This is a genomic window from Pseudomonas sp. Pseusp49 (assembly GCF_059491875.1).
On the sequence record NZ_CP168514.1, the window covers coordinates 3,450,520 to 3,468,939 of the forward strand.

Here is an 18,420-nt window from a genome sequence, read left to right on the forward strand (position 1 = left end):
TAGACATCATGAGCAGCCCCCACATCAACTACAGGCACGACCACGTGTTCCTTGGCCCGGCGCACGACGAAAATGCCAGGCGTACGCTTTGGGTTGTGGCATTGACCGTTGTGATGATGATTGGCGAGATCACCGCCGGGTACCTCACGGGCTCGATGGCGCTACTGGCCGATGGTTTTCACATGGCAACCCATGCCGGCGCATTGGGCATCGCGGCGGCCGCTTACGGATACGCAAAACGCCATGCCTACAGCCAGCGCTACAGTTTCGGTACCGGAAAGGTTGGCGACCTGGGCGGGTTCGCCTCGGCGCTGATCCTCGGCATGGTCGCCCTGGGCATTGGCGTTGAGTCTGTCATGCGCCTCTTGCAGCCAACAGAGGTTCAGTTCGGCACCGCGACGCTCATCGCGATTGCCGGCTTGATCGTCAACGTCGTCAGTGCGCTGCTGCTGGGACACGGACACGGACACGGACACGATCATGGGCACGATCATGAGGATCACGGCCATGCCCACGCCCATCACGGCAACGACAACAACCTGAAATCAGCCTACGTGCACGTCATCGCAGACGCGCTGACTTCGGTGCTGGCCATTGCTGCATTGCTCGCCGGCCGGTATCTGGGCTGGGTTTGGCTGGACCCTGCCATGGGCATCGTCGGCGCCATCGTTATCGCGCGTTGGGCCTGGACCTTGATGGGGGTCACCGCAGCTGTGCTGCTCGATCAGACCGATGCGCACGTTGCCGGGGAAATCCGTGAACTGGTCGAGAAACCGGGGGATGCCACCATCACGGACTTGCATGTCTGGCGAGTCGGACCGCAAGCCCATGCGGCCATCGTCAGCGTTCTTGGCGAAGCCACGGCGAGCGCCGACAGCATTCGTGAACGTCTCAAGCCGGTGCACGAGGTCAGCCACCTGACGGTCGAGTTTCGACCGGCCTGATCCCGCACCTCCCCACTCTTGCCTCCAAAGGAACCCCTGATGCCACCAGGCAAACGTGAACTGGCGCGGATCGAACGCCGGTTGATCACCACGCTCACCGAAGCGTGCGAAACAGCAAAAGGTGAAATCAAAGGCTTTACCTGGCTCACCCACACCGCTGACCTGAATGCGTTGACTGAAACCCTGAAGGTTATCTGGGTGTTCGAAACCCTGGCGGACAGGCAGCTCGCCCAGGTTGACGCGAAGGCGCGCATCCTTGAGTTGACGGCCATCGCGCTGCGTGAGGCCAACATCGACCTGACCCCTTCAGACCGCAATGTCCGTTTCGACTCTGAGGAGGAGTGCCAACGCACTCACGCTGGTGACTGGAAAAGTCGCCTGGCTCAATCACGGGTGGCCAAAGGTGACTGACAATGGCTAAGGAAATCGAAAACCCCTGCATTGCCGTTTGCCAGCTCAGTGGTGATCTGTGTGTCAGTTGCGGGCGAAGCAAGGAAGACATCAGAAAGTGGAAACGCATGAAGCGGCCTGAAAAAATGGCCGCTGTGCAACGGGCGAATGTGCGCTTGAAAGGGCTCAGGAAAGCACAGGGTTAATCACTTCCTCAGCATTCAACAGTCGATGCAAGCGGCAACCAGACGCACACTTCGAATCCGTCCCGTCGACCTGTTGCAGGGGAGATCAATTTCATTCTCGCGTTGACCCCCTGCACTATGGTTTTGGCAATCGCCAACCCCAGCCCTGAACCGCTGATTTCACTGTTTCCCCGCACAAAGCGCTCGGTGAGCCTCTGCAATACCGGCTCAGGCACCGGCGGGCCACCATTGACTACCCGCAGCAGCGCCTGGTCGGTGAGGCTGACTTCGACCGGTTGATCCGCGGTGCCATACTTGAGCGCATTCTCGATCAGGTTGCGCAACAGGATTGCAAAAGCGTCCGGATCAATCGTCGAGTACAGGCTCGTCCGGGTTGGCAGGTGCAACTCGATTCGGTGCCCGCCGCTGTGGTTCCATTCATCGACCACATGCGCCAACAACGGAATGAGGTCCTGGGGCGCTTCGGACAACAGCCCACCCCCCTCGGCCTTGGCCAGTTGCATGAGTTTTTCCGAGAGCCGCGTCAGTTCGCGCAACGCGTTTTCAATTTTAGCTGCGCGTAACCGCAACGGGCCTTCGGGCGCTTCGTGACACAAACGCTGGATCTGCGCCAGGGTCGCGGCCAGTGGTGTGCGCAGTTCATGGGCACTGTTGGCAGTAAAGCTGCGCTCGGTCTCCAAGGCCTTGCGCAAACGCTCCAGCAGGTGGTTGACCGCCTCGGCCAACGGATTGATTTCGGCCGGCAGGCGGGCCACCTGGATCGGCGACAGATCCCCCACGCCCCGAGCCTCCACTGCACGACGATAGGCCAATACACTGCGCAGGCTGATGCGCACAAACATCCAGGTGCCAAACAGGCTGATGGGAATCAACGCCAATAACGGCAACAACAAGGCAAGCAATGCTTCGCGTGCCGCTTCACGGCGATGCTCGAGCGGTTCGGCAATTTCGATAAACACCGTTTGTCGCAGCGCGCTGGCGGCGTACAGGCGGTATTTTTTAGTGGTTGAAAAGCCTTCGGCCAGTTGTTGGTTGAAGATCTTCGGGTTGGCGTCGTGGGACTGCATCAGGATTTGGCCCTTGGCATCGCGCACCAGATACGTCAGGTATTCCTTGTGCATTTTCAGGGTGGCGACATGCTGTGCCTCACGGGGATTTTCCCGGTTGCTGATTTCCAGCACGGCCAGGGGCAGGATGCGCTGCGCGGTCTCCTCCAGCGCACTGTCGAACGCCTCGTTCAATTCATGTTGTACCACCAGCCAGGCACCGACGGTTGCCGCCAGCCACAGTAAGGTCGTGCCCAAGGTCAATCCCAGGCCGAGACGTTTTTGCAGGCTTGACGACGGCTTCATGCGCACACCAACCGGTAGCCCATGCCACGCACGGTTTCTATCAACTCGCGCCCGAGCTTTTTACGCAGACGGCTGATATAGACCTCGATGGTATTGCTCTCGATTTCGGCGCCGAAGGCATATAGCCGCTCTTCCAGCTGCGACTTGGACAGCAGCGCGCTGGGGCGCTGCACAAATGCCTCGAACAGCGCCCACTCGCGCGCCGTGAGGTCCACCGTCGCGCCAGACCGCTGCACTGTGCGTGCACTCATGTCGACCTGCAGATCACCGAGCTTGATCTGTGGATTGGGGTTGCCGCTGTAACGCCGGGCCACCGCCGCCACACGGGCCGAGAGCTCAAACAGGTCGAACGGTTTGACCAGGTAGTCGTCGGCACCGGCGTTGAGGCCCGCGATACGATCGGAAATCTGATCCTGGGCAGTCAGGATAATCACCGGGGTCACGTCCCCTGCCGAGCGTTGCTGACGCAAAAAATCCAGCCCGCGACCGTCCGGGAGCATCAGATCCAGCAGGATCAGGTCGTAAGGCGTGGTGCGTACGCTGTTGCGCGCATGATCCAGGCGCTGCACCCAATCGACCGCGTGGCCGTCATCGGCGATCTGCTCGCGCACCGCCTCCCCCAATCCCGGTGCGTCCTCGACCAATAAAACCCGCATCTGGCCCCTCCTGTGATGGTTGTCGTGCAGCACCTTAATCGCCTTACCTGACGTGAATCTGAAGATTCAGCTGGTTGTCAGGAATGCACCTTAGGGTATGCCTCAGACGCCGACCTCGACGGGAGACAGATCATGAAATCAGTTTTTATTGCCAATGCCACGCTGTTGAGCCTGCTGCTCAGCGGTTACGCCCTGGCCGATGACGACTGCAGCGACCCGGTGAGCGACTGGCAACCGCGCGAAACCTTGCGTCAGCAGGTAGAGCGACAGTATGGCTGGAACGTGCAGCGCATCAAGGTCGACGACGGTTGTTACGAGCTCAAGGGGTTGGACCGCAAAGGCAATGCCATCGAAGCCAGCTATTCACCGGCATCACTGCGCCTGCACACACTCGAGATCCATTTCCGCGACGACGGCGATGCCAGGGATTACCTCGGTAGCCCGCTCACCGAATGACACCTCGCCTGTCGATGAGTATTTCCTGCGCTTCAGGTTGCTGTCAGCAAGCAGGTCCAGGCTCTCGACCTAACGATCAAAAGGACACCGCCATGAAAAAGATCATCACAGCAACTTGCCTCGTCGGGGCCATTGCCCTGCCGGGACTGGCCCAGGCCCGTGAGGTGACCTTGACCACACAGCTCAAGGACTACGGCGGCAATGATGCCTACCTGGCGATCTACGTCACCGACGCCAATGGCCAATACCAGAAAACCCTCTGGGTGGCCGGCAAGAAGGCCAAATATTACAAACACCTGGGCGATTGGGTTCGTGGCAGTGGGATGAACCCGAGCGAGTTTGACGGCGTCAGCGGCGCCAGTGTCGGCAGTGGGCGCACGCTCAAAGTCAGCGTCGAACTGGCAGACACCCTGATTGATGCCGGGTATCAGATCCGTATCGACAGTGCCGTCGAGGACAAACGTGACGCCCGCGCCGATGTCAACGTGCCTCTGACGTCCAAGGGCGCTGGCAAGCAGGCAACCGGCAGTACCTACGTCGACTCCTTTACTTACGATCTGTAGCACCCGCCAATACTGGAGGCTGAACATGCTTCGTCAGTTCCATTCCCTGCCTGGCCTGATCGCCGCCCTGTTGGTCATGCTGTTGGCCATCAGCGGCGCGATCCTGTCAGTCGACCCGGCCCTGGAACGCCTGCACAGCACGCCCTCGCCTGCCGGACAACTCAACGTCGGCCAACTGGCCGGGCGCATTGCCAACCACTTTCCGGGCGTGGAGCAGATCCAGCGCACGGCGTCCGGCACGGTGATCGTTTACTACAACCACAACGGCCAGGCCGGGGCGGAAAAGGTCGATCCACTGACCGGCGAAGGCCTTGTACCTTACGAGCCATCCGCGTTCTCACGTTGGGTGAAAGACCTGCACCGCTCGCTGTTCCTTGGCACGCCGGGCCATGGCGTGTCAGGTGTCGGTGCGCTGTTCATGCTGATGCTGTCGGTGTCCGGTGCGCTATTGCTGGCCCGGCGCCTGGGCGGCTGGCGCAACCTGCTGCAGCCACTGCGGGGCACCTTCAGTCAGCGCTGGCATGCTGAAGTCGGGCGACTGGCACTGCTCGGGCTGCTGCTGTCGGCATTGAGCGGGCTCTACATGTCCGCCACCACTTTTGGTTTTATCGCCGACGGCAGTCAAAGTGAACCGGCCTTCCCCGCCCATATCAGCGCCGGCCCGGCCTTGCCGGTGGCGACCCTGCAAGCCTTGCAGGCCACCGACCTGAATGACTTGCGCGAACTGGTCTTCCCCAGTCCCGGCAACCCGAGGGACGTGTTTTCCCTGCGCACGGCCCAGGGCGACGGCTACGTGGATCAGGCCAGCGGCGCCTTGCTGTCCTATCAAACCCACGACTCGATGCACAACCTCTACCAATTGATCTATCAACTGCACACCGGCGAAGGTCTCTGGTGGCTGGGCCTGCCGCTCGGGCTCTGCGCCCTCTGCGTACCCTTGATGAGCGTGACCGGCATTCTATTGTGGTGGCGACGTCGCAAGGCTGGCCCGAACATCCGCCATAACAGCCCGGCCCACTGCGCCGACAGCGTGATTCTGGTGGGCAGCGAAAACAACAGCACCTGGGGTTTTGCCAAAACCCTGCACGACGCCTTGCACCAGAGTGGCCACCAGGTGCACAGCGCGGCTATGAATGAATGGAGCGGCGATTACCGCAATGCCCAACGGGTATTCATCCTCACCGCGACCCACGGTGACGGCGATGCACCGGCCTCGGCTTCGCGTTTCCTGGCGCGGCTGGCCAAAAGCGGCCTCAAGCCTGGCCTGCCCTATGCAGTGCTGGGCATGGGCGACCGCCAGTTCGCGCAGTTCTGCCAGTATGCCCATCAGGTGCAGGACGCGATGTTGCAGGCCGGTGGCTCGCCCTTGCTGGGGCTGGAAACCGTCAACCGCCAGTCACCTCAGGAGTTTGCGCGCTGGGGCCACGCGCTGGGCGAAGTGTTGGGTCAGGATCTGGTGCTGGTTCACACCCCGCAGCCGCCGCGCAAACATCAATTGCAGCTGACAGAGCGGATTGCCTATGGCGAACAGGTGAATGCGCCGACCCACGTACTGCGCTTCAAAGCCAGCGGCGATCTGCCGGGCTATCTGGTCGGTGATCTGGTCGGGATTCTGCCTCCGGGCAGCCCGGTCCCGCGTTTCTACTCGCTGGCCAGCGGTTCCCAGGACGGCGTGCTGGAGATCTGTGTGCGTAAACACAACGGTGGCATGTGCTCGGAATTCCTTCATGGCCTGACCATCGGCGCGCACATCGAAGCTTTCATCCAGCCCAACCCGCAATTTCGGCCGGCATCGGGCACGCACCCGGTAATCCTGATCGGCGCCGGCACCGGCATCGGTCCTCTGGCCGGGTTTATTCGCAACAACAAGGCCCGACACCCAATGCACCTGTATTGGGGCGGGCGCAACCCGGCCTCGGACTTTCTCTATGAACCGGAGCTCAACCAATACTTGTCGGACCAACGCCTGACGGCACTGCGCGCCGCCTTCTCTCAGGTTCAGGACCGTTGCTACGTGCAAGACCGACTGATCGGCGATGCCCTGGCCTTGCGCCGGTTGATTGAAAAAGGTGCCCAGGTGCTGGTTTGTGGCAGTCGCGAAATGGCCAAGGGCGTGATGCAGGCCCTCGATGAAGTGTTGGCGCCTCTGAACCTGAGTGTGCTGACCCTCAAGGCACAAGGACGCTACCGTGAAGACGTCTACTGAGTTGCAACGCTACAGCCTGAACGGCGAAACCATGGGCACCCGCTACACCGCCCTGTTTTATGCCGAAGCCGGGATCGATAACGACGAAATTGGCCATCGCCTGGCGCGTGCCGTAACCCGGGTGGACCAGCAAATGTCCACCTGGAAACCCGACTCGGACCTCAACCGCCTCAACGCCGCCCCCGTGCAGGAATGGGTGCCCGTGCCCAAGGAACTGGCCACGGTACTGTCGGCAGCACTGCGCGTCAGTCAGCAATCCGGCGGCGCTTTCGACATTGCTGTCGGCGACCTGGTTAATGCCTGGGGGTTCGGCCCCGGGGAGCAAAGGGTCACGGAGCAAGCGATCGGCTCGATTGCGCCGCGCCCCCGACTGTCAGCCAGCGCCGCGTTGGTGGTTGAGCCCCAACGTAATCAGGCGCGCAAGCGCGCGCCGATGAACCTTGATTTGAGTGGCATCGCCAAAGGTTTTGGCGTGGATGAACTGGCCCGCTGCCTGGACGGTTTGGGCATCGAGCGCTATCTGGTCGGCATCGATGGCGAGATGCGCGCCCGGGGCGTCAAACCTGACGGCCAGTGCTGGGCCGTGGCCCTGGAAAAGCCCAATCGGGGCGTGCGAGAAGTCATGGGCGTGATGGAGCTTGGCGATGCCGCAATCGCCACCTCCGGGGACTATCGACACTGGATCGATGTGGCCGGTCAGTCCTATGCTCATACCATGAACCCGGCCACCGGCACGCCGCTGTGCAACCCGCTCGCCGCCGTCACCGTAGTGGCAGCCTCGTGCATGCTCGCCGATGCCTGGGCCACGGCGTTGATGGTGCTGGGCGAAACCGAGGGCCCACGTCTGGCTCAAGAACGCGGGATGGACGCGCTGTTCGTGCTGCGCGAGGGTACACGGTTCAAGGAAATATCCATTGTCGGCGGCCGGTTGCAGGCGCAGATTGAAACCCGCTGACGCCGAGTGCCGGCCCGCTCCGAACCCGTCCGTTGTGAACCGCCTAATGACAGTGAGTCCCGTTAATCAATGAAATTCATGCACAGGCACACCGAGGCACACCGAAGCGATCGTATCGGCTGGCTGCGCGCTGCCGTCCTTGGGGCCAACGACGGGATTGTCTCTACCGCCAGCCTGCTGATCGGCGTCGCGGCCGCCAACGCCAGCCACGCCACGTTGCTGGTTACCGGTATGGCAGGGCTGATGGCCGGTGCCATGTCCATGGCCGCTGGCGAATACATTTCCGTGCACTCCCAGGCCGATACCGAGCGGGCCGATCTGTCCCGGGAACGGGCAGAACTGGCGAGCGACCCGAAAGCCGAGCACATCGAGCTCGCCAACATCTACATGCATCGCGGCGTATCACCTGAACTGGCGCATCAGGTAGCCGATCAATTGATGGCCCATGACGCACTGGGCTCTCATGCCCGGGACGAGTTGGGCATCAGCACCACCCTCACCGCCAAACCCTTGCAGGCCGCCCTGGCCTCCGCCGCCAGTTTCGTGGTGGGCGCCGCGTTGCCCCTGGCCGTGACTTTTTTCGCCCCGGCGCACAGCGTCGGGCCCTGGATATCGGCCATGTCATTAGTGTTTCTCGGGACATTGGGCGCCATTGCCGCCAAGGCTGGCGGGGCCAACGTCATGACCGGCGCCTGGCGGGTAACATTCTGGGGGGCTCTGGCCATGGGGATTACGGCACTGGTGGGACACGTGTTTGGCGCAGTGGTCTAGCGGGCGACTGCGTTGACCTCAGAGTTTGATTGCGCGCTTTGATCAAGCGCACAGGTTCAAGGTTTTCTTTTGCAGTGCGACTCGGGCGCACCGTATCCCCACGTGATTGTCGTCTCGGCCTGATGCTCCCGAAGGGTCTCATTGCGCCCAAGGTATTTCATGCCACTGCCGCCTGGCTGCTGGTACATCAGCGATACGCTATCGCCACGCTCGGCGATCAATGTCGGCGGATCGGTGTTGAAGAACATGGCCGTAACCTCGTTAGCCGGGTTGCCGTCGCACTCGTAGTAAACAGGCCCTGTGCCCGCTACCAGTCGGTACCGTGCCTGCAACTCGGCGATGCGGCGCTGGTATTCCAGGCGTAAGCAGGCACCCGCGTCATCGCTCTTCCAGCAGTCATCGCGCCCCTTGATCCATCCACGTTGCTCTGCTTTCAGCGTGGGAGGATGCTCGTTACCGGCCTTGATACTTGCACTGGCATATACCTGCGACAGCTTGCGATCGAGTGCGGACAATTCCTTGTCCCCACAGATCATCGCCTCGATACCGCCGGGCTCCGCCTTGGCGCATTCGTAAGAAGGGCCAGACGTCACATTGACCGTCCGGGGTTTTCCGGTGTCGCTCCCGGTCGCCTGCATCGCCTTGGTCTGCTGATCAATGTACATGCACCACTTTTCGGAGCTGCGTTCAGGGACGTTTGCCCCACCGCGAACCCCTGCTTTGAATTCGATCACCGATTTCCATTCGTCGGAACCAACATCCGGCCCGTGCCCTTGCGCATCGGCCGTTTGCAGTCTCTTGTCGATCGCCTGGTACCAGGCGTCAGTGCATTGGGTTTGCGCCTGGGAAAATCCTGTGGCGCCGAAAAAAAGCAAGGCAAGATACTGGGTCATGTGCAGTCCTTTTTGATCCGGGCAGTCGTCAAACAACGGCATAGGCCGGTTACTCCGTCAACGAGCAGATCCTTGCGAGTTTCGCAGATCATCCGTCGGGTCGACCACAACGGGCTTGTTATAATCAGCAAGAACCAACAGAACCCCGACAATTGAATACCTGACCGCCAGCGCTGGAATGAAGCACTCAATGAAGCGTCCATGGTTAAAAAGGACTTATCGCGGAATGTCGCCATATCTTGCTCCGACCCTTCTGACGTGCATCCTCCCACTGCTGGCAGCGAGCGCCAGCGCCGCACAGCAGACGCATGAAACGCTGACGATCATGGTAGAAGATGCCGCCGCCCCCTGGTCAAACAGCGACGGTACAGGTTACGCCAACGACGTGGTCCTCGCCGCCTTCAAAGAGATGGCCGTGGAGGCCAGGTTAAAAGTAGTGCCCTATTCACGCTGCAAGTACATGGTGCTCAACGGCCAGGTCGCCGCGTGCTTCAACATGAGCTGGCAACCCGAATTCCAGGGCAGGATCAAACTGGCGGCGCGACCGATATTCAACGTCAGTAACGATGTTTTTGAATCCATCAAGACCCCCTTGCCGAAGCCCCCGGACGGTCAATGTATTTTGCCGCCCGGCACCGTCGTCGGCATCACCAGAGATTACGAATACTCAACCCAGGTCATGGCACTCCAGACCTCGGGGGTCGTGTTCGAGAATTCCCTCTCAGACTTGACGAGCCTCCAGAAACTCGCTGCTCGGCGCTTTCAGGCAGCCGTAATCATGAGCAACGACCTCGAGGTCAGAAACCGAAAGGCTCAGCAGTCAGGGACAGAAGATACCGTGCGCTTTGCCTTCAATTGCGGTCTGGTGAACTCGACGATAGGTTTTAGCCTGTCCCATCCAGACGGATTGCGAGCACTGGAAATGTATGACGAGGGTTATCGACGCATCGAGGCCAATGGTGTGCTCAAGAAGCTTCACCAGCGCTGGTTTCCTGAGCAGTGAATCGCCCCGTATTTCATGGAATGAGGTTCTTCATGCATCCCCGGGAAACAGTAGGAGCCAGCCTGCTGGCGATGGACTCCAGTGCGCCGCGTTAATCCAGGTCACCCGCGTAATCGTTAACGACCATCGCTGGCAGGCCAGCTCCTACAGGGGACCGTGTTTATCCGGTTCGCACGCGTTATCGCTGACGACCATCGCTGGCAAGCCAGCTCCTACAAGTCACGGGCGGACACTGACGCGCTGTCAGGCCGCCCGCTCCAGGGCATCCAGCAAGCCCGCGTACTCCAGCGAGAGCCTGTGGCGCGGGGCCAGATGCACGATGGGGACAGACACTTCGTGAGACTCGCGCATCTTGACGGAACTGCTGAGATAAACCGGCAGCACGGGCAAACCTTCGGCCAGCAGTTCATTGACGACATTCTGGTGAAACCCGGTGTGCCCGGTGAACTGGTTGACCACCACCCCTTCCACTTCAAGTGACTCATTGTGATCGAGTCGCAGTTCTTCGACTTGAGCGATGACCCGGTACATCGCCTGGCGAGAAAAGCTGTCGCAATCGAATGGAATCAGCAACCTGTCCGCCGCCACCAAAGCGCTGAAGGTGTAGAAGTTCAGCGAAGGCGGCGTATCGATATAAATGCGCTCATAGTCCTCGGACAGTTCAACCAGCAATTTGCGCAGCTTGTTGATCTTGAACTTGCTCTCGAGTCTTGACTGCAGGTCTGCCAGGTCCGGACTCGCCGTCACCAGATGGAGGTTGTTGTAATGGGTCTCGGTGATGGACACCCGATTGCGCCTGCCTTCGAAACCGCCGGACAACGTCTGCTTGAAGAAATCGGCTATGCCGGCAGGAATATGCTCGTTGCTCAGCCCCGTGAGGTAGTGAGTCGAGTTTGCCTGGGGATCGAGATCAACCAGCAGCGTTCGGTACCCTTCGGCAGCACTCACAGCGGCAAGATTGCAGGCGATGCTGGATTTTCCAACGCCGCCTTTTTGATTGAATACGACACGACGCATAAGGCTTGCTCATCCATGAAAAGGCCAAAGGCCATCTGTAGTAAATGTAAGCAGTCATGTCAATTCTATGACTGCAATATTACAGTTTCACGACAGGGATTGCCTGAAGGCGCGGACTAGAGCATTCCACACCCATTCACGACTTGAAATCGTACAGCCGACTATTCTGAAGCCAACTCTGATTTCAACCGTGCGACGTCAGGTCCGAAGCACTACTTGGCCCTTTGGGAAACCGATATGACAAATCCGCAAGACAAACCCGAATCCGACGAGGGTTTAGCTCAGATGCTTGTGGGGAAAGGTCCCTGCACCTATCTATTGCTGCTCTTGCTGGGATTGATCCTGCTGTTTCCCTTTCTTGAGGAAGGTCTGTTTGCTCGTACGTTGCTTGGCATTCTGTTTTCAATCGTGCTGCTCGTGGGTGCTTTCGCCACCAGGCAGACTCGGCGGGGGTTCATCCTCAAGCTGGGTCTGGCGTTGCTTGGGGTTGGTCTTCAATGGGCGGCGTTGTTGGCTGGGAGTACCGCGATTCTTGGGCTTGCCGGGATAGCTTTTACGGCGTCTCTTGCCGTCTCGTTTAGCGGAGTGCTTCGCTATATTCTCAAGCGCGGGCCAATTTCTGCCGACAAGCTGCATGGCGCGCTTGCGGGTTACATCATGCTGGCCTTCGTCTGGTCCTTCGTTTATGCCCTGGTCGAAGTATCCATCGCGGGTTCATTTGGCCCTGGCCACCTCGACTTCACACAGCCTGGCACGTTCTTCAAACTGATCTATTTCAGCTTCACGACGCTCACAACCACCGGTTATGGTGACTTTATCCCGTTGACCAACCATGCCCGCTCACTGGTGATGGTCGAAGAATTTTCAGGCGTTTTTTACGTGGGTGTCGTGATTGCGCGGTTTGCCGGTCTTTATCCCTCGAATCAGAACAAGTGAAAGAACCGAATGCACCAGGCTTTTTCGTCTAACGTGAATTGATGCGTTTGCATGATCTATTCCCCTGAAAATGGAGTTCGACGATGAAAACTATCGCTTCCTGGCTGTCGGTTACGTTTCTTGGGCTGGTGCTCGGCGGCTGTTCCGCGGTCGGTGCCGGGAGCGGAGGCGCTGGCGAGACGCAGATTCGTTCGGGGAAAATCGAGCAGATTTCCCTCACCCAGATGCAGACCAATCACGATAGCGGCGTCGGTGCCATATTGGGCGGTCTTGGCGGTTTAGCCTTGGGAAGCCTGGTCGGCCAGGGGACCGGTCGGGATGTCGCGATGGTTGCCGGTGCCCTCGCCGGCGGGGTAGGCGGCAATTACGTCGAAAAGAAAAAGTATGATCAGCCCGTGGAAGCTCAGCAGATCATCGTTCGGACCCAAAGCGGCGTACTGGTTCAGGTGACCCAGCCAATCAATCCGGCGCTGACAAAAGGCTTGAAGGTTTATGTCGAGGGCAGCGGTAACGATGCGCGGGTAGTACCGCAAAGTTAGTGCCGCAAAGTTAGCGGCGGCAACAATCGCGAAGCAGACAGGCCCGTCAGAATGCCGCTCGAACCGCCAGCAATGAAAGTCGGTGTCATCTCCGACACCCACGGCCTGCTCCGCCCCGAAGCGATCGCCGCCCTGCTGGGCTGCGATTGCATCATTCACGCCGGCGACATCGGCAGCGCGCACATCCTCGACCAATTGGCGACCATTGCACCGGTGCACGGGGTGCGTGGCAACAACGACCTGGACGCGCCCTGGGCGCGCGAGCTGCCCGACTCTCTGCGCCTGGATCTCAACGGCTGGAAGGTCCTGCTGGTGCATGACATCGCCGAAGTTGCAATCCATCCAGATGAGCGTATCGACCTGGTGATCACCGGTCACTCCCATAAACCCGGCATCGAATGGCGCGGCGAACGCCTGTTCCTGAATCCGGGCAGCGCCGGGCGTCGACGCTTCAAGTTGCCGGTCACCCTGGCGCTGCTGGACCTGTCTGCACAGTCCATCGAACCTCGACTGGTATCACTGCTCGACTGATTCATCTTCCAGGCATCGCTCTCCCTCCTCACCATAAATACCCTAAAGGAATATTAAAATAATTATTAATTCCTTTGAAGAATATAAGCAATCTCCTATAACTGTCCGAAATGGAACAGCTCGCAAGTGTTTCCAGGCAAACAGCGATTCAACAAAAATTGCCTGACAGCAACACACCAACCAAAAAAATCATATAAATCCCTTTAGTTTCATAGAGATAAAAACTGGTTCGGTTCTTGCTGAGCACTGCCACCGACTCTGTTTGTAGAGCGACAGCACAGGAATTGAACATGACTGCCCCCTTGAACGTAATCGCTGTATCCGGCGGTGCCTACCGCCCTTCTCGCACCCAGGTGCTCAGCCAGGCCATTCTCGACGAGTTCGCCAACCGTCTGAATATGGTGGGCCGGATCATCGAGCTGGCCGACCTCGCCCGCGACGTGGGCGGTGCCCTCAGCCGTAAAGAGTTGCCCGCCGAGGTCGAGGCGCAACTGCAAGCCATCGAAAACGCCGACCTGTTGATTGTCGCTTCGCCGGTCTATCGCGGTTCCTACCCGGGCCAGCTCAAGCACCTGTTTGACCTGATCGGCCAGGACGCCCTGATCGACACACCGGTGCTGCTCGCCGCTACGGGTGGCAGCCCTCGTCACGCGCTGGTGATCGATCACCAGCTACGGCCACTGTTCAGTTTCTTCCAGTCGCTGACCCTGCCGCTGGGTGTGTACGCCAGCGAATCCGACTTCCGCGATTACCGCATCGACTGCGACCTGCTGCAGGCGCGCATCGGCCTGGCCGTAGAACGCGCCCTGCCCTTTTTCAACACCCACCAACGCCTGCGCCAGAGCGCCTGAGGAGCCCATCGATGAATGTTTTCTGGTTCCTGCCGACCCACGGTGACGGCCACTTCCTTGGCACCAGCCAGGGCGCGCGCCCGGTGACCCTCAACTACCTCAAGCAGATCGCCCAGGCGGCGGACGGCCTGGGTTACTACGGGGTGTTGATTCCTACCGGACGTTCCTGCGAGGACTCCTGGGTCATCGCATCGGCGCTGGCGCCGCTGACCGAACGCCTGCGTTATCTGGTGGCGATTCGTCCGGGGATCATCTCGCCGACGGTATCGGCACGCATGGCCGCTACCCTCGACCGATTATCCGGCGGACGCTTGCTGATCAATGTGGTGACCGGGGGTGATCCGGACGAAAACCGTGGCGATGGCATCCACTTGAGCCATGCCCAGCGTTATGAAGTCACCGATGAATTCCTGCAGATCTGGCGCCGAGTGCTGCAAGGCGAGTCCGTGGATTTCCATGGCAAGCACTTCCAGGTGGAAAACGCCAAGGCCCTCTATCCACCGGTTCAGAAGCCCTACCCGCCCTTGTATTTCGGCGGTTCTTCGGATGCGGCCCATGACCTGGCGGCCGAGCAACTGGACGTTTACCTGACGTGGGGCGAGCCACCGGCGGCGGTGGCGCAAAAGATCGCCGATGTCCGCGCCCGGGCAGCCCGGCATGGGCGGACCGTGAAATTCGGGATCCGCCTGCATGTGATCGTGCGCGAGACCGCAGCCCAAGCCTGGCAGGCCGCCGACCGACTGATCGAGCACATATCCGACGAGACCATTGCCGCGGCGCAAACCTCATTCGCACGCTTCGACTCCGAAGGCCAGCGGCGCATGGCCGCGCTGCATGACGGTCGCCGGGACAACCTGGAAATCTCCCCCAACCTGTGGGCCGGCGTCGGTCTGGTGCGCGGCGGCGCAGGCACGGCGCTGGTCGGCGATCCACAACAGGTGGCCGCACGGATCAAGGAATACGCCGACCTGGGCATCGAAAGCTTCATCTTTTCCGGTTATCCGCATCTCGAAGAAGCCTATCGCTTTGCCGAGCTGGTCTTCCCGTTGCTGCCCGAACCCTACGCCAGCCTGGCAGGTCGGGGCGTGACCAACCTCACCGGCCCCTTTGGCGAAATGATCGCCAACGATGTCCTGCCACGGACACACACCCCATGAGCCTGACGTTAGCGACCTGCCTGGCAGGCACCCCCCAACAATCGAGGAATTGCGCGTGAGCACCCAACTACAGACTGCCGTCCTGAGCCCCTTGCAGACCGCGCGCAAACTGGCCGCCACCTTTGCCGAAACAGCCGCTGAACGGGACGAGCACGGCGGCACGCCAAAAGCCGAGCGCGACTCCCTGCGGCACAGCGGCTTGCTGGCCCTGAGCATTCCGACCCAGTTCGGAGGCCTGGGGGCCGACTGGAGCGAGACACTCGGTGTGGTCCGCGAGTTTGCCAAGGTCGACAGCTCGATCGCCCACGTCTTCGGCTTCCAGCACCTGATGCTGGCCACCGTGCGACTGTTCTCGCGGCCCGAGCAGTGGCAGCCCTGGTTTGAACAGACTGCCCGCAACAACTGGTTCTGGGGCAATGCACTCAACCCGCTCGACACCCGCACAGTAGTGAAAAAGTTCGATGGCTGGCGTGAGTTTTCCGGCAAGAAAAGTTTCTGCTCCGGTGCCAGCGACTCGGAAATGCTGATTGCTTCAGCGGTCGACGAAAGCGCCGGCGGCAAGCTGCTGATCGCCGCCATTCCCAGTGGCCGTACCGGCATTACCCTGCATGGCGACTGGGACAACATGGGCCAGCGCCAGACCGACAGCGGCAGCGCAACCTTCGAGCGGGTGCGGGTGGAAGAGTCGGAGCTGCTGCTTGATCCAGGTCCCTTGAGCACTCCCTTTGCCTGCCTGCGCCCGCTGATCGCCCAACTGCACTTTGCCCATATTTTCCTTGGCATCGCCGAAGGGGCTTTCGAGGAAGCCCGTCATTACACGCTCAAGGAGGGACGCCCGTGGTTCACCTCCAAGGTCCGCCATGTCAGCGAGGACCCCTACATCCTGCGCCACTACGGCGAGTTCTGGGTCGGCCTGGAAAGCACACGTGTGCTGGTTGAACGCGCCGCGGCACAGCTCGACGAAGCCTGGCGCAAGGGACATAACCTGGGCAGCGAGGAGCGTGCGCAACTGGCGCTGTCGATCGCCTGCGCCAAAGTGACCGCGACCCGTACCGGCCTGGACCTGTGCACCCGTTTGTTTGAAGTCACCGGGGCGCGCGCGACTCACGCTTCGCTGCGGTTCGACCGTTACTGGCGCAACCTGCGCACCCAGACGCTGCATGACCCGGTGGACTACAAAATTCACGAGCTGGGTGACTGGGCGCTGAACCAGAACCGCCCTGTTCCCACTTTCTACTCATAAGCGAGGGAGCCCCATGCAACTGCTGACTCTGCCCCCATCCCCGTCGCTGGCCACGTCGATCCGAGCCACCGCCCAGGTTTTCGAAGACCCCAAGTCGCAGGCCCTGCTCGCCCATTTGCAACAGGTCGCACCCAGCGAGGCCAGCGTCCTGATCATCGGTGAAACCGGCACCGGCAAGGAGTTGGTCGCACGCCATATCCATAACCTCAGCCGGCGCAGCCAGGGGCCCTTTGTGGCGGTCAACTGCGGCGCCTTCTCCGAATCACTGGTCGAGGCCGAACTGTTCGGCCATGAGAAAGGCGCCTTCACCGGCGCCATCAGCGCCAAGCCGGGCTGGTTCGAAGAGGCCAATGGCGGCACCTTGTTCCTCGACGAAATCGGCGATCTGCCGATGCCCATCCAGGTCAAGCTGCTGCGTGTGCTGCAGGAGCGTGAGGTGGTGCGACTGGGCTCGCGCAAGAGCATTGCGATCAACGTCCGGGTGTTGGCCGCCACCAATGTGCAGTTGGAAAAAGCGATCAACGCCGGACATTTCCGCGAGGACCTCTACTACCGCCTCAACGTGGTCAGCCTGCACTTGCATCCGCTGCGTGACCGCCCCGGCGACATTCTGCCGCTGGCCCGCCACTTCATCCGCACCTATAGCGAACGCCTGGGATACGGACAGATCACCCTCAGTGCCGACGCCGAACGCAAGCTGGCCGACTATGGCTGGCCCGGCAACATTCGCGAACTGGAAAACGTCATCCATCACACCTTGCTGATCTGCCGGGACGGACTCGTGCGGCAGGAGGATCTGCGCCTGTCGCATTTGCGTATCGAGCGCCCGGCGGAAAAAACCAGTCCCTCTGAAGAGTCGGCCCAGGCGCTCCTGCAGCGCGCGTTCAAACGGTTATTCGAAGAACAGCAGGGCGCGCTGTACGAGCAGGTCGAGGACAGTTTGTTGCGCGCCGCCTATCAGTTCTGTCATCACAACCAGGTACATACCGCCAGCCTGCTCGGACTCTCGCGCAACGTGACCCGGGCACGCCTGATCGCCATCGGCGAGCTGGTGGTCAACAAGCGTCGTGCCGTCGATGACGCGCCAGACCATCGGGTGATCCAGCTATCGATATGATTGCCCGGTACTGTCGCCGCCAATACTGACTCAGGCGTCGACCCGCTCGACCCGATCGGCAATCGCGAGTGATTTCACCTGGCTACCGATCCTCGCGGGTGTGCCACAGACGCAGCAAATAGAGAGTGGAATCCACTATTTCGTAACGCATCTCATAATGGCCGATCTGAATTCGGCGCACATCCCTTGGCTCGAACTCTTCCAGGCGTTCACCAATACGTGGATTGCTCTGCAGCGTGATCGGTATCGCCGTGATTTGCTGCACTGTTCGTGCTGCGGCAGGCTGATTCACCGACGCCAGAAACTCGTACAGTCGGGTAATGTCGGAAAGCGCCTTGCTTGTCCACTTCAACTCCATCAGCGCGGTACCGGCAACGGCGTGTCGGTGCTGAGGCTATCCGCCCAGGCCTGAACAGCCTGGTGGTCAATCACGCGGCCAGCGTCAACATCGGCGAGGGCCTCGCGGGTCAGGCGACTACGCTCTTCTTCCTGGTCTATCCAGGCGTATAGAGCCTGTTTGACGATCCAGTTTTTGGAGCGCTCCAGACGCTCTGCCATCAAATCGACTTTTTGGGCCAATTGCTCAGGGACGTGAGCCGTGACAGATCGGGTTTTCGTGGTGGTTGCCATGATG

General features: G+C 60.3%; 22 protein-coding genes. 16 read left to right on the forward strand and 6 right to left on the reverse strand.

Annotated features, from left to right (window positions below):
* Window positions 1–8: 8 nt before the first annotated feature.
* The 3 genes from dmeF to ACEN83_RS15480 are packed head-to-tail and all read left to right on the forward strand — an operon-like array spanning window position 9 to window position 1,540.
* Complete coding sequence (dmeF, locus tag ACEN83_RS15470; protein ID WP_495577605.1) at window positions 9–944, forward strand: CDF family Co(II)/Ni(II) efflux transporter DmeF; 936 nt, start codon at window positions 9–11, stop codon at window positions 942–944.
* A gap of 39 nt (window positions 945–983) precedes the next feature.
* Complete coding sequence (locus ACEN83_RS15475; RefSeq protein WP_495577606.1) at window positions 984–1,355, forward strand: hypothetical protein; 372 nt, start codon at window positions 984–986, stop codon at window positions 1,353–1,355.
* 2 nt (window positions 1,356–1,357) lie between these two features.
* The gene (locus tag ACEN83_RS15480; RefSeq protein ID WP_007974813.1) at window positions 1,358–1,540 is read left to right on the forward strand and encodes a DUF1289 domain-containing protein; all 183 of its coding nucleotides are present in this window, start codon (window positions 1,358–1,360) and stop codon (window positions 1,538–1,540) included.
* 8 nt (window positions 1,541–1,548) lie between these two features.
* Here ACEN83_RS15480 and ACEN83_RS15485 read toward each other — a convergent pair whose 3' ends face one another.
* Window positions 1,549–2,892, reverse strand: coding sequence for a sensor histidine kinase (locus ACEN83_RS15485; RefSeq protein WP_495577607.1), 1,344 nt, complete (start codon window positions 2,890–2,892; stop codon window positions 1,549–1,551).
* The gene (locus tag ACEN83_RS15490) at window positions 2,889–3,548 is read right to left on the reverse strand and encodes a response regulator transcription factor (RefSeq protein ID WP_495577608.1); all 660 of its coding nucleotides are present in this window, start codon (window positions 3,546–3,548) and stop codon (window positions 2,889–2,891) included. Before ACEN83_RS15490 ends, ACEN83_RS15485 begins: the two co-directional genes overlap by 4 nt.
* Window positions 3,549–3,680: 132 nt before the next feature.
* On the opposite strand from ACEN83_RS15490, the gene ACEN83_RS15495 reads away from it, so the two are divergent.
* The 5 genes from ACEN83_RS15495 to ACEN83_RS15515 all read left to right on the forward strand — a co-directional run bounded on the left by ACEN83_RS15495 (window position 3,681) and on the right by ACEN83_RS15515 (window position 8,499).
* Window positions 3,681–4,004, forward strand: a complete 324-nt coding sequence (locus ACEN83_RS15495; protein ID WP_495577609.1) for a PepSY domain-containing protein — start codon at window positions 3,681–3,683, stop codon at window positions 4,002–4,004.
* Between the two features lie 92 nt (window positions 4,005–4,096).
* The gene (locus ACEN83_RS15500) at window positions 4,097–4,567 is read left to right on the forward strand and encodes a DUF2271 domain-containing protein (protein ID WP_495577610.1); all 471 of its coding nucleotides are present in this window, start codon (window positions 4,097–4,099) and stop codon (window positions 4,565–4,567) included.
* A gap of 25 nt (window positions 4,568–4,592) precedes the next feature.
* Window positions 4,593–6,773, forward strand: a complete 2,181-nt coding sequence (locus tag ACEN83_RS15505) for a PepSY domain-containing protein (protein WP_495577611.1) — start codon at window positions 4,593–4,595, stop codon at window positions 6,771–6,773.
* Window positions 6,757–7,728: an FAD:protein FMN transferase gene (locus ACEN83_RS15510; RefSeq protein WP_495577612.1), complete on the forward strand. Its 972-nt coding sequence runs from the start codon at window positions 6,757–6,759 to the stop codon at window positions 7,726–7,728. The genes ACEN83_RS15505 and ACEN83_RS15510 overlap by 17 nt, the downstream gene beginning before the upstream one ends.
* Window positions 7,729–7,797: 69 nt before the next feature.
* Window positions 7,798–8,499, forward strand: a complete 702-nt coding sequence (locus ACEN83_RS15515) for a VIT1/CCC1 transporter family protein (RefSeq protein WP_495577613.1) — start codon at window positions 7,798–7,800, stop codon at window positions 8,497–8,499.
* A gap of 56 nt (window positions 8,500–8,555) precedes the next feature.
* Here ACEN83_RS15515 and ACEN83_RS15520 read toward each other — a convergent pair whose 3' ends face one another.
* The gene (locus ACEN83_RS15520) at window positions 8,556–9,434 is read right to left on the reverse strand and encodes an MliC family protein (RefSeq protein ID WP_495577614.1); all 879 of its coding nucleotides are present in this window, start codon (window positions 9,432–9,434) and stop codon (window positions 8,556–8,558) included.
* A 148-nt stretch (window positions 9,435–9,582) separates the two neighbouring features.
* On the opposite strand from ACEN83_RS15520, the gene ACEN83_RS15525 reads away from it, so the two are divergent.
* Window positions 9,583–10,395, forward strand: a complete 813-nt coding sequence (locus ACEN83_RS15525; protein ID WP_495577615.1) for a substrate-binding periplasmic protein — start codon at window positions 9,583–9,585, stop codon at window positions 10,393–10,395.
* A 243-nt stretch (window positions 10,396–10,638) separates the two neighbouring features.
* Here ACEN83_RS15525 and ACEN83_RS15530 read toward each other — a convergent pair whose 3' ends face one another.
* Window positions 10,639–11,412: a ParA family protein gene (locus tag ACEN83_RS15530; protein WP_495577616.1), complete on the reverse strand. Its 774-nt coding sequence runs from the start codon at window positions 11,410–11,412 to the stop codon at window positions 10,639–10,641.
* Between the two features lie 237 nt (window positions 11,413–11,649).
* Here ACEN83_RS15530 and ACEN83_RS15535 point away from each other — a divergent pair, with 237 nt between their 5' ends.
* The 7 genes from ACEN83_RS15535 (at window position 11,650) to ACEN83_RS15565 (ending at window position 17,786) form a co-directional block, all read left to right on the forward strand.
* Window positions 11,650–12,348, forward strand: coding sequence for a potassium channel family protein (locus ACEN83_RS15535; RefSeq protein ID WP_495577617.1), 699 nt, complete (start codon window positions 11,650–11,652; stop codon window positions 12,346–12,348).
* Between the two features lie 83 nt (window positions 12,349–12,431).
* Entirely contained in the window at window positions 12,432–12,887 is a 456-nt protein-coding gene (locus ACEN83_RS15540; protein ID WP_495577618.1) for a glycine zipper 2TM domain-containing protein, read from the forward strand.
* Between the two features lie 72 nt (window positions 12,888–12,959).
* Window positions 12,960–13,418 (forward strand): metallophosphoesterase family protein, encoded by a 459-nt coding sequence (locus ACEN83_RS15545; RefSeq protein ID WP_495580879.1) that lies wholly within the window; start codon window positions 12,960–12,962, stop codon window positions 13,416–13,418.
* Window positions 13,419–13,708: 290 nt separating this feature from the next.
* A complete protein-coding gene (gene msuE / locus ACEN83_RS15550; protein WP_495577619.1) occupies window positions 13,709–14,269 on the forward strand; it encodes an FMN reductase in 561 nt (186 codons plus the stop codon).
* 11 nt (window positions 14,270–14,280) lie between these two features.
* Window positions 14,281–15,426, forward strand: a complete 1,146-nt coding sequence (gene ssuD, locus ACEN83_RS15555) for an FMNH2-dependent alkanesulfonate monooxygenase (RefSeq protein ID WP_495577620.1) — start codon at window positions 14,281–14,283, stop codon at window positions 15,424–15,426.
* A 55-nt stretch (window positions 15,427–15,481) separates the two neighbouring features.
* Window positions 15,482–16,669: an acyl-CoA dehydrogenase family protein gene (locus ACEN83_RS15560; protein WP_495577621.1), complete on the forward strand. Its 1,188-nt coding sequence runs from the start codon at window positions 15,482–15,484 to the stop codon at window positions 16,667–16,669.
* Between the two features lie 13 nt (window positions 16,670–16,682).
* Window positions 16,683–17,786, forward strand: coding sequence for a sigma-54 interaction domain-containing protein (locus ACEN83_RS15565; protein ID WP_495577622.1), 1,104 nt, complete (start codon window positions 16,683–16,685; stop codon window positions 17,784–17,786).
* Between the two features lie 82 nt (window positions 17,787–17,868).
* Here ACEN83_RS15565 and ACEN83_RS15570 read toward each other — a convergent pair whose 3' ends face one another.
* Window positions 17,869–18,144, reverse strand: a complete 276-nt coding sequence (locus ACEN83_RS15570; protein ID WP_495577623.1) for a type II toxin-antitoxin system RelE/ParE family toxin — start codon at window positions 18,142–18,144, stop codon at window positions 17,869–17,871.
* On the reverse strand, window positions 18,144–18,416 hold the full coding sequence (locus tag ACEN83_RS15575) for a CopG family ribbon-helix-helix protein (protein ID WP_495577624.1): 273 nt from the start codon (window positions 18,414–18,416) through the stop codon (window positions 18,144–18,146). The genes ACEN83_RS15570 and ACEN83_RS15575 overlap by 1 nt, the downstream gene beginning before the upstream one ends.
* Window positions 18,417–18,420: the final 4 nt, after the last annotated feature.

What these genes read in the sequence shown, in the direction of transcription:
- ACEN83_RS15540 (WP_495577618.1), top strand. Translation starts at nt 12,432, where the DNA reads ATGAAAACTATCGCTTCCTGGCTGTCGGTTACGTTTCTTGGGCTGGTG.
- ACEN83_RS15495 (WP_495577609.1), top strand. Translation starts at nt 3,681, where the DNA reads ATGAAATCAGTTTTTATTGCCAATGCCACGCTGTTGAGCCTGCTGCTC.
- ACEN83_RS15570 (WP_495577623.1), bottom strand. Translation starts at nt 18,144, where the DNA reads ATGGAGTTGAAGTGGACAAGCAAGGCGCTTTCCGACATTACCCGACTG.
- ACEN83_RS15505 (WP_495577611.1), top strand. Translation starts at nt 4,593, where the DNA reads ATGCTTCGTCAGTTCCATTCCCTGCCTGGCCTGATCGCCGCCCTGTTG.
- ACEN83_RS15530 (WP_495577616.1), bottom strand. Translation starts at nt 11,412, where the DNA reads ATGCGTCGTGTCGTATTCAATCAAAAAGGCGGCGTTGGAAAATCCAGC.
- ACEN83_RS15485 (WP_495577607.1), bottom strand. Translation starts at nt 2,892, where the DNA reads ATGAAGCCGTCGTCAAGCCTGCAAAAACGTCTCGGCCTGGGATTGACC.
- dmeF (WP_495577605.1), top strand. Translation starts at nt 9, where the DNA reads ATGAGCAGCCCCCACATCAACTACAGGCACGACCACGTGTTCCTTGGC.
- ACEN83_RS15500 (WP_495577610.1), top strand. Translation starts at nt 4,097, where the DNA reads ATGAAAAAGATCATCACAGCAACTTGCCTCGTCGGGGCCATTGCCCTG.
- ACEN83_RS15545 (WP_495580879.1), top strand. Translation starts at nt 12,960, where the DNA reads ATGAAAGTCGGTGTCATCTCCGACACCCACGGCCTGCTCCGCCCCGAA.
- ACEN83_RS15515 (WP_495577613.1), top strand. Translation starts at nt 7,798, where the DNA reads ATGAAATTCATGCACAGGCACACCGAGGCACACCGAAGCGATCGTATC.
- ssuD (WP_495577620.1), top strand. Translation starts at nt 14,281, where the DNA reads ATGAATGTTTTCTGGTTCCTGCCGACCCACGGTGACGGCCACTTCCTT.
- ACEN83_RS15525 (WP_495577615.1), top strand. Translation starts at nt 9,583, where the DNA reads ATGAAGCGTCCATGGTTAAAAAGGACTTATCGCGGAATGTCGCCATAT.
- msuE (WP_495577619.1), top strand. Translation starts at nt 13,709, where the DNA reads ATGACTGCCCCCTTGAACGTAATCGCTGTATCCGGCGGTGCCTACCGC.
- ACEN83_RS15480 (WP_007974813.1), top strand. Translation starts at nt 1,358, where the DNA reads ATGGCTAAGGAAATCGAAAACCCCTGCATTGCCGTTTGCCAGCTCAGT.
- ACEN83_RS15575 (WP_495577624.1), bottom strand. Translation starts at nt 18,416, where the DNA reads ATGGCAACCACCACGAAAACCCGATCTGTCACGGCTCACGTCCCTGAG.
- ACEN83_RS15520 (WP_495577614.1), bottom strand. Translation starts at nt 9,434, where the DNA reads ATGCCGTTGTTTGACGACTGCCCGGATCAAAAAGGACTGCACATGACC.
- ACEN83_RS15535 (WP_495577617.1), top strand. Translation starts at nt 11,650, where the DNA reads ATGACAAATCCGCAAGACAAACCCGAATCCGACGAGGGTTTAGCTCAG.
- ACEN83_RS15565 (WP_495577622.1), top strand. Translation starts at nt 16,683, where the DNA reads ATGCAACTGCTGACTCTGCCCCCATCCCCGTCGCTGGCCACGTCGATC.
- ACEN83_RS15475 (WP_495577606.1), top strand. Translation starts at nt 984, where the DNA reads ATGCCACCAGGCAAACGTGAACTGGCGCGGATCGAACGCCGGTTGATC.
- ACEN83_RS15490 (WP_495577608.1), bottom strand. Translation starts at nt 3,548, where the DNA reads ATGCGGGTTTTATTGGTCGAGGACGCACCGGGATTGGGGGAGGCGGTG.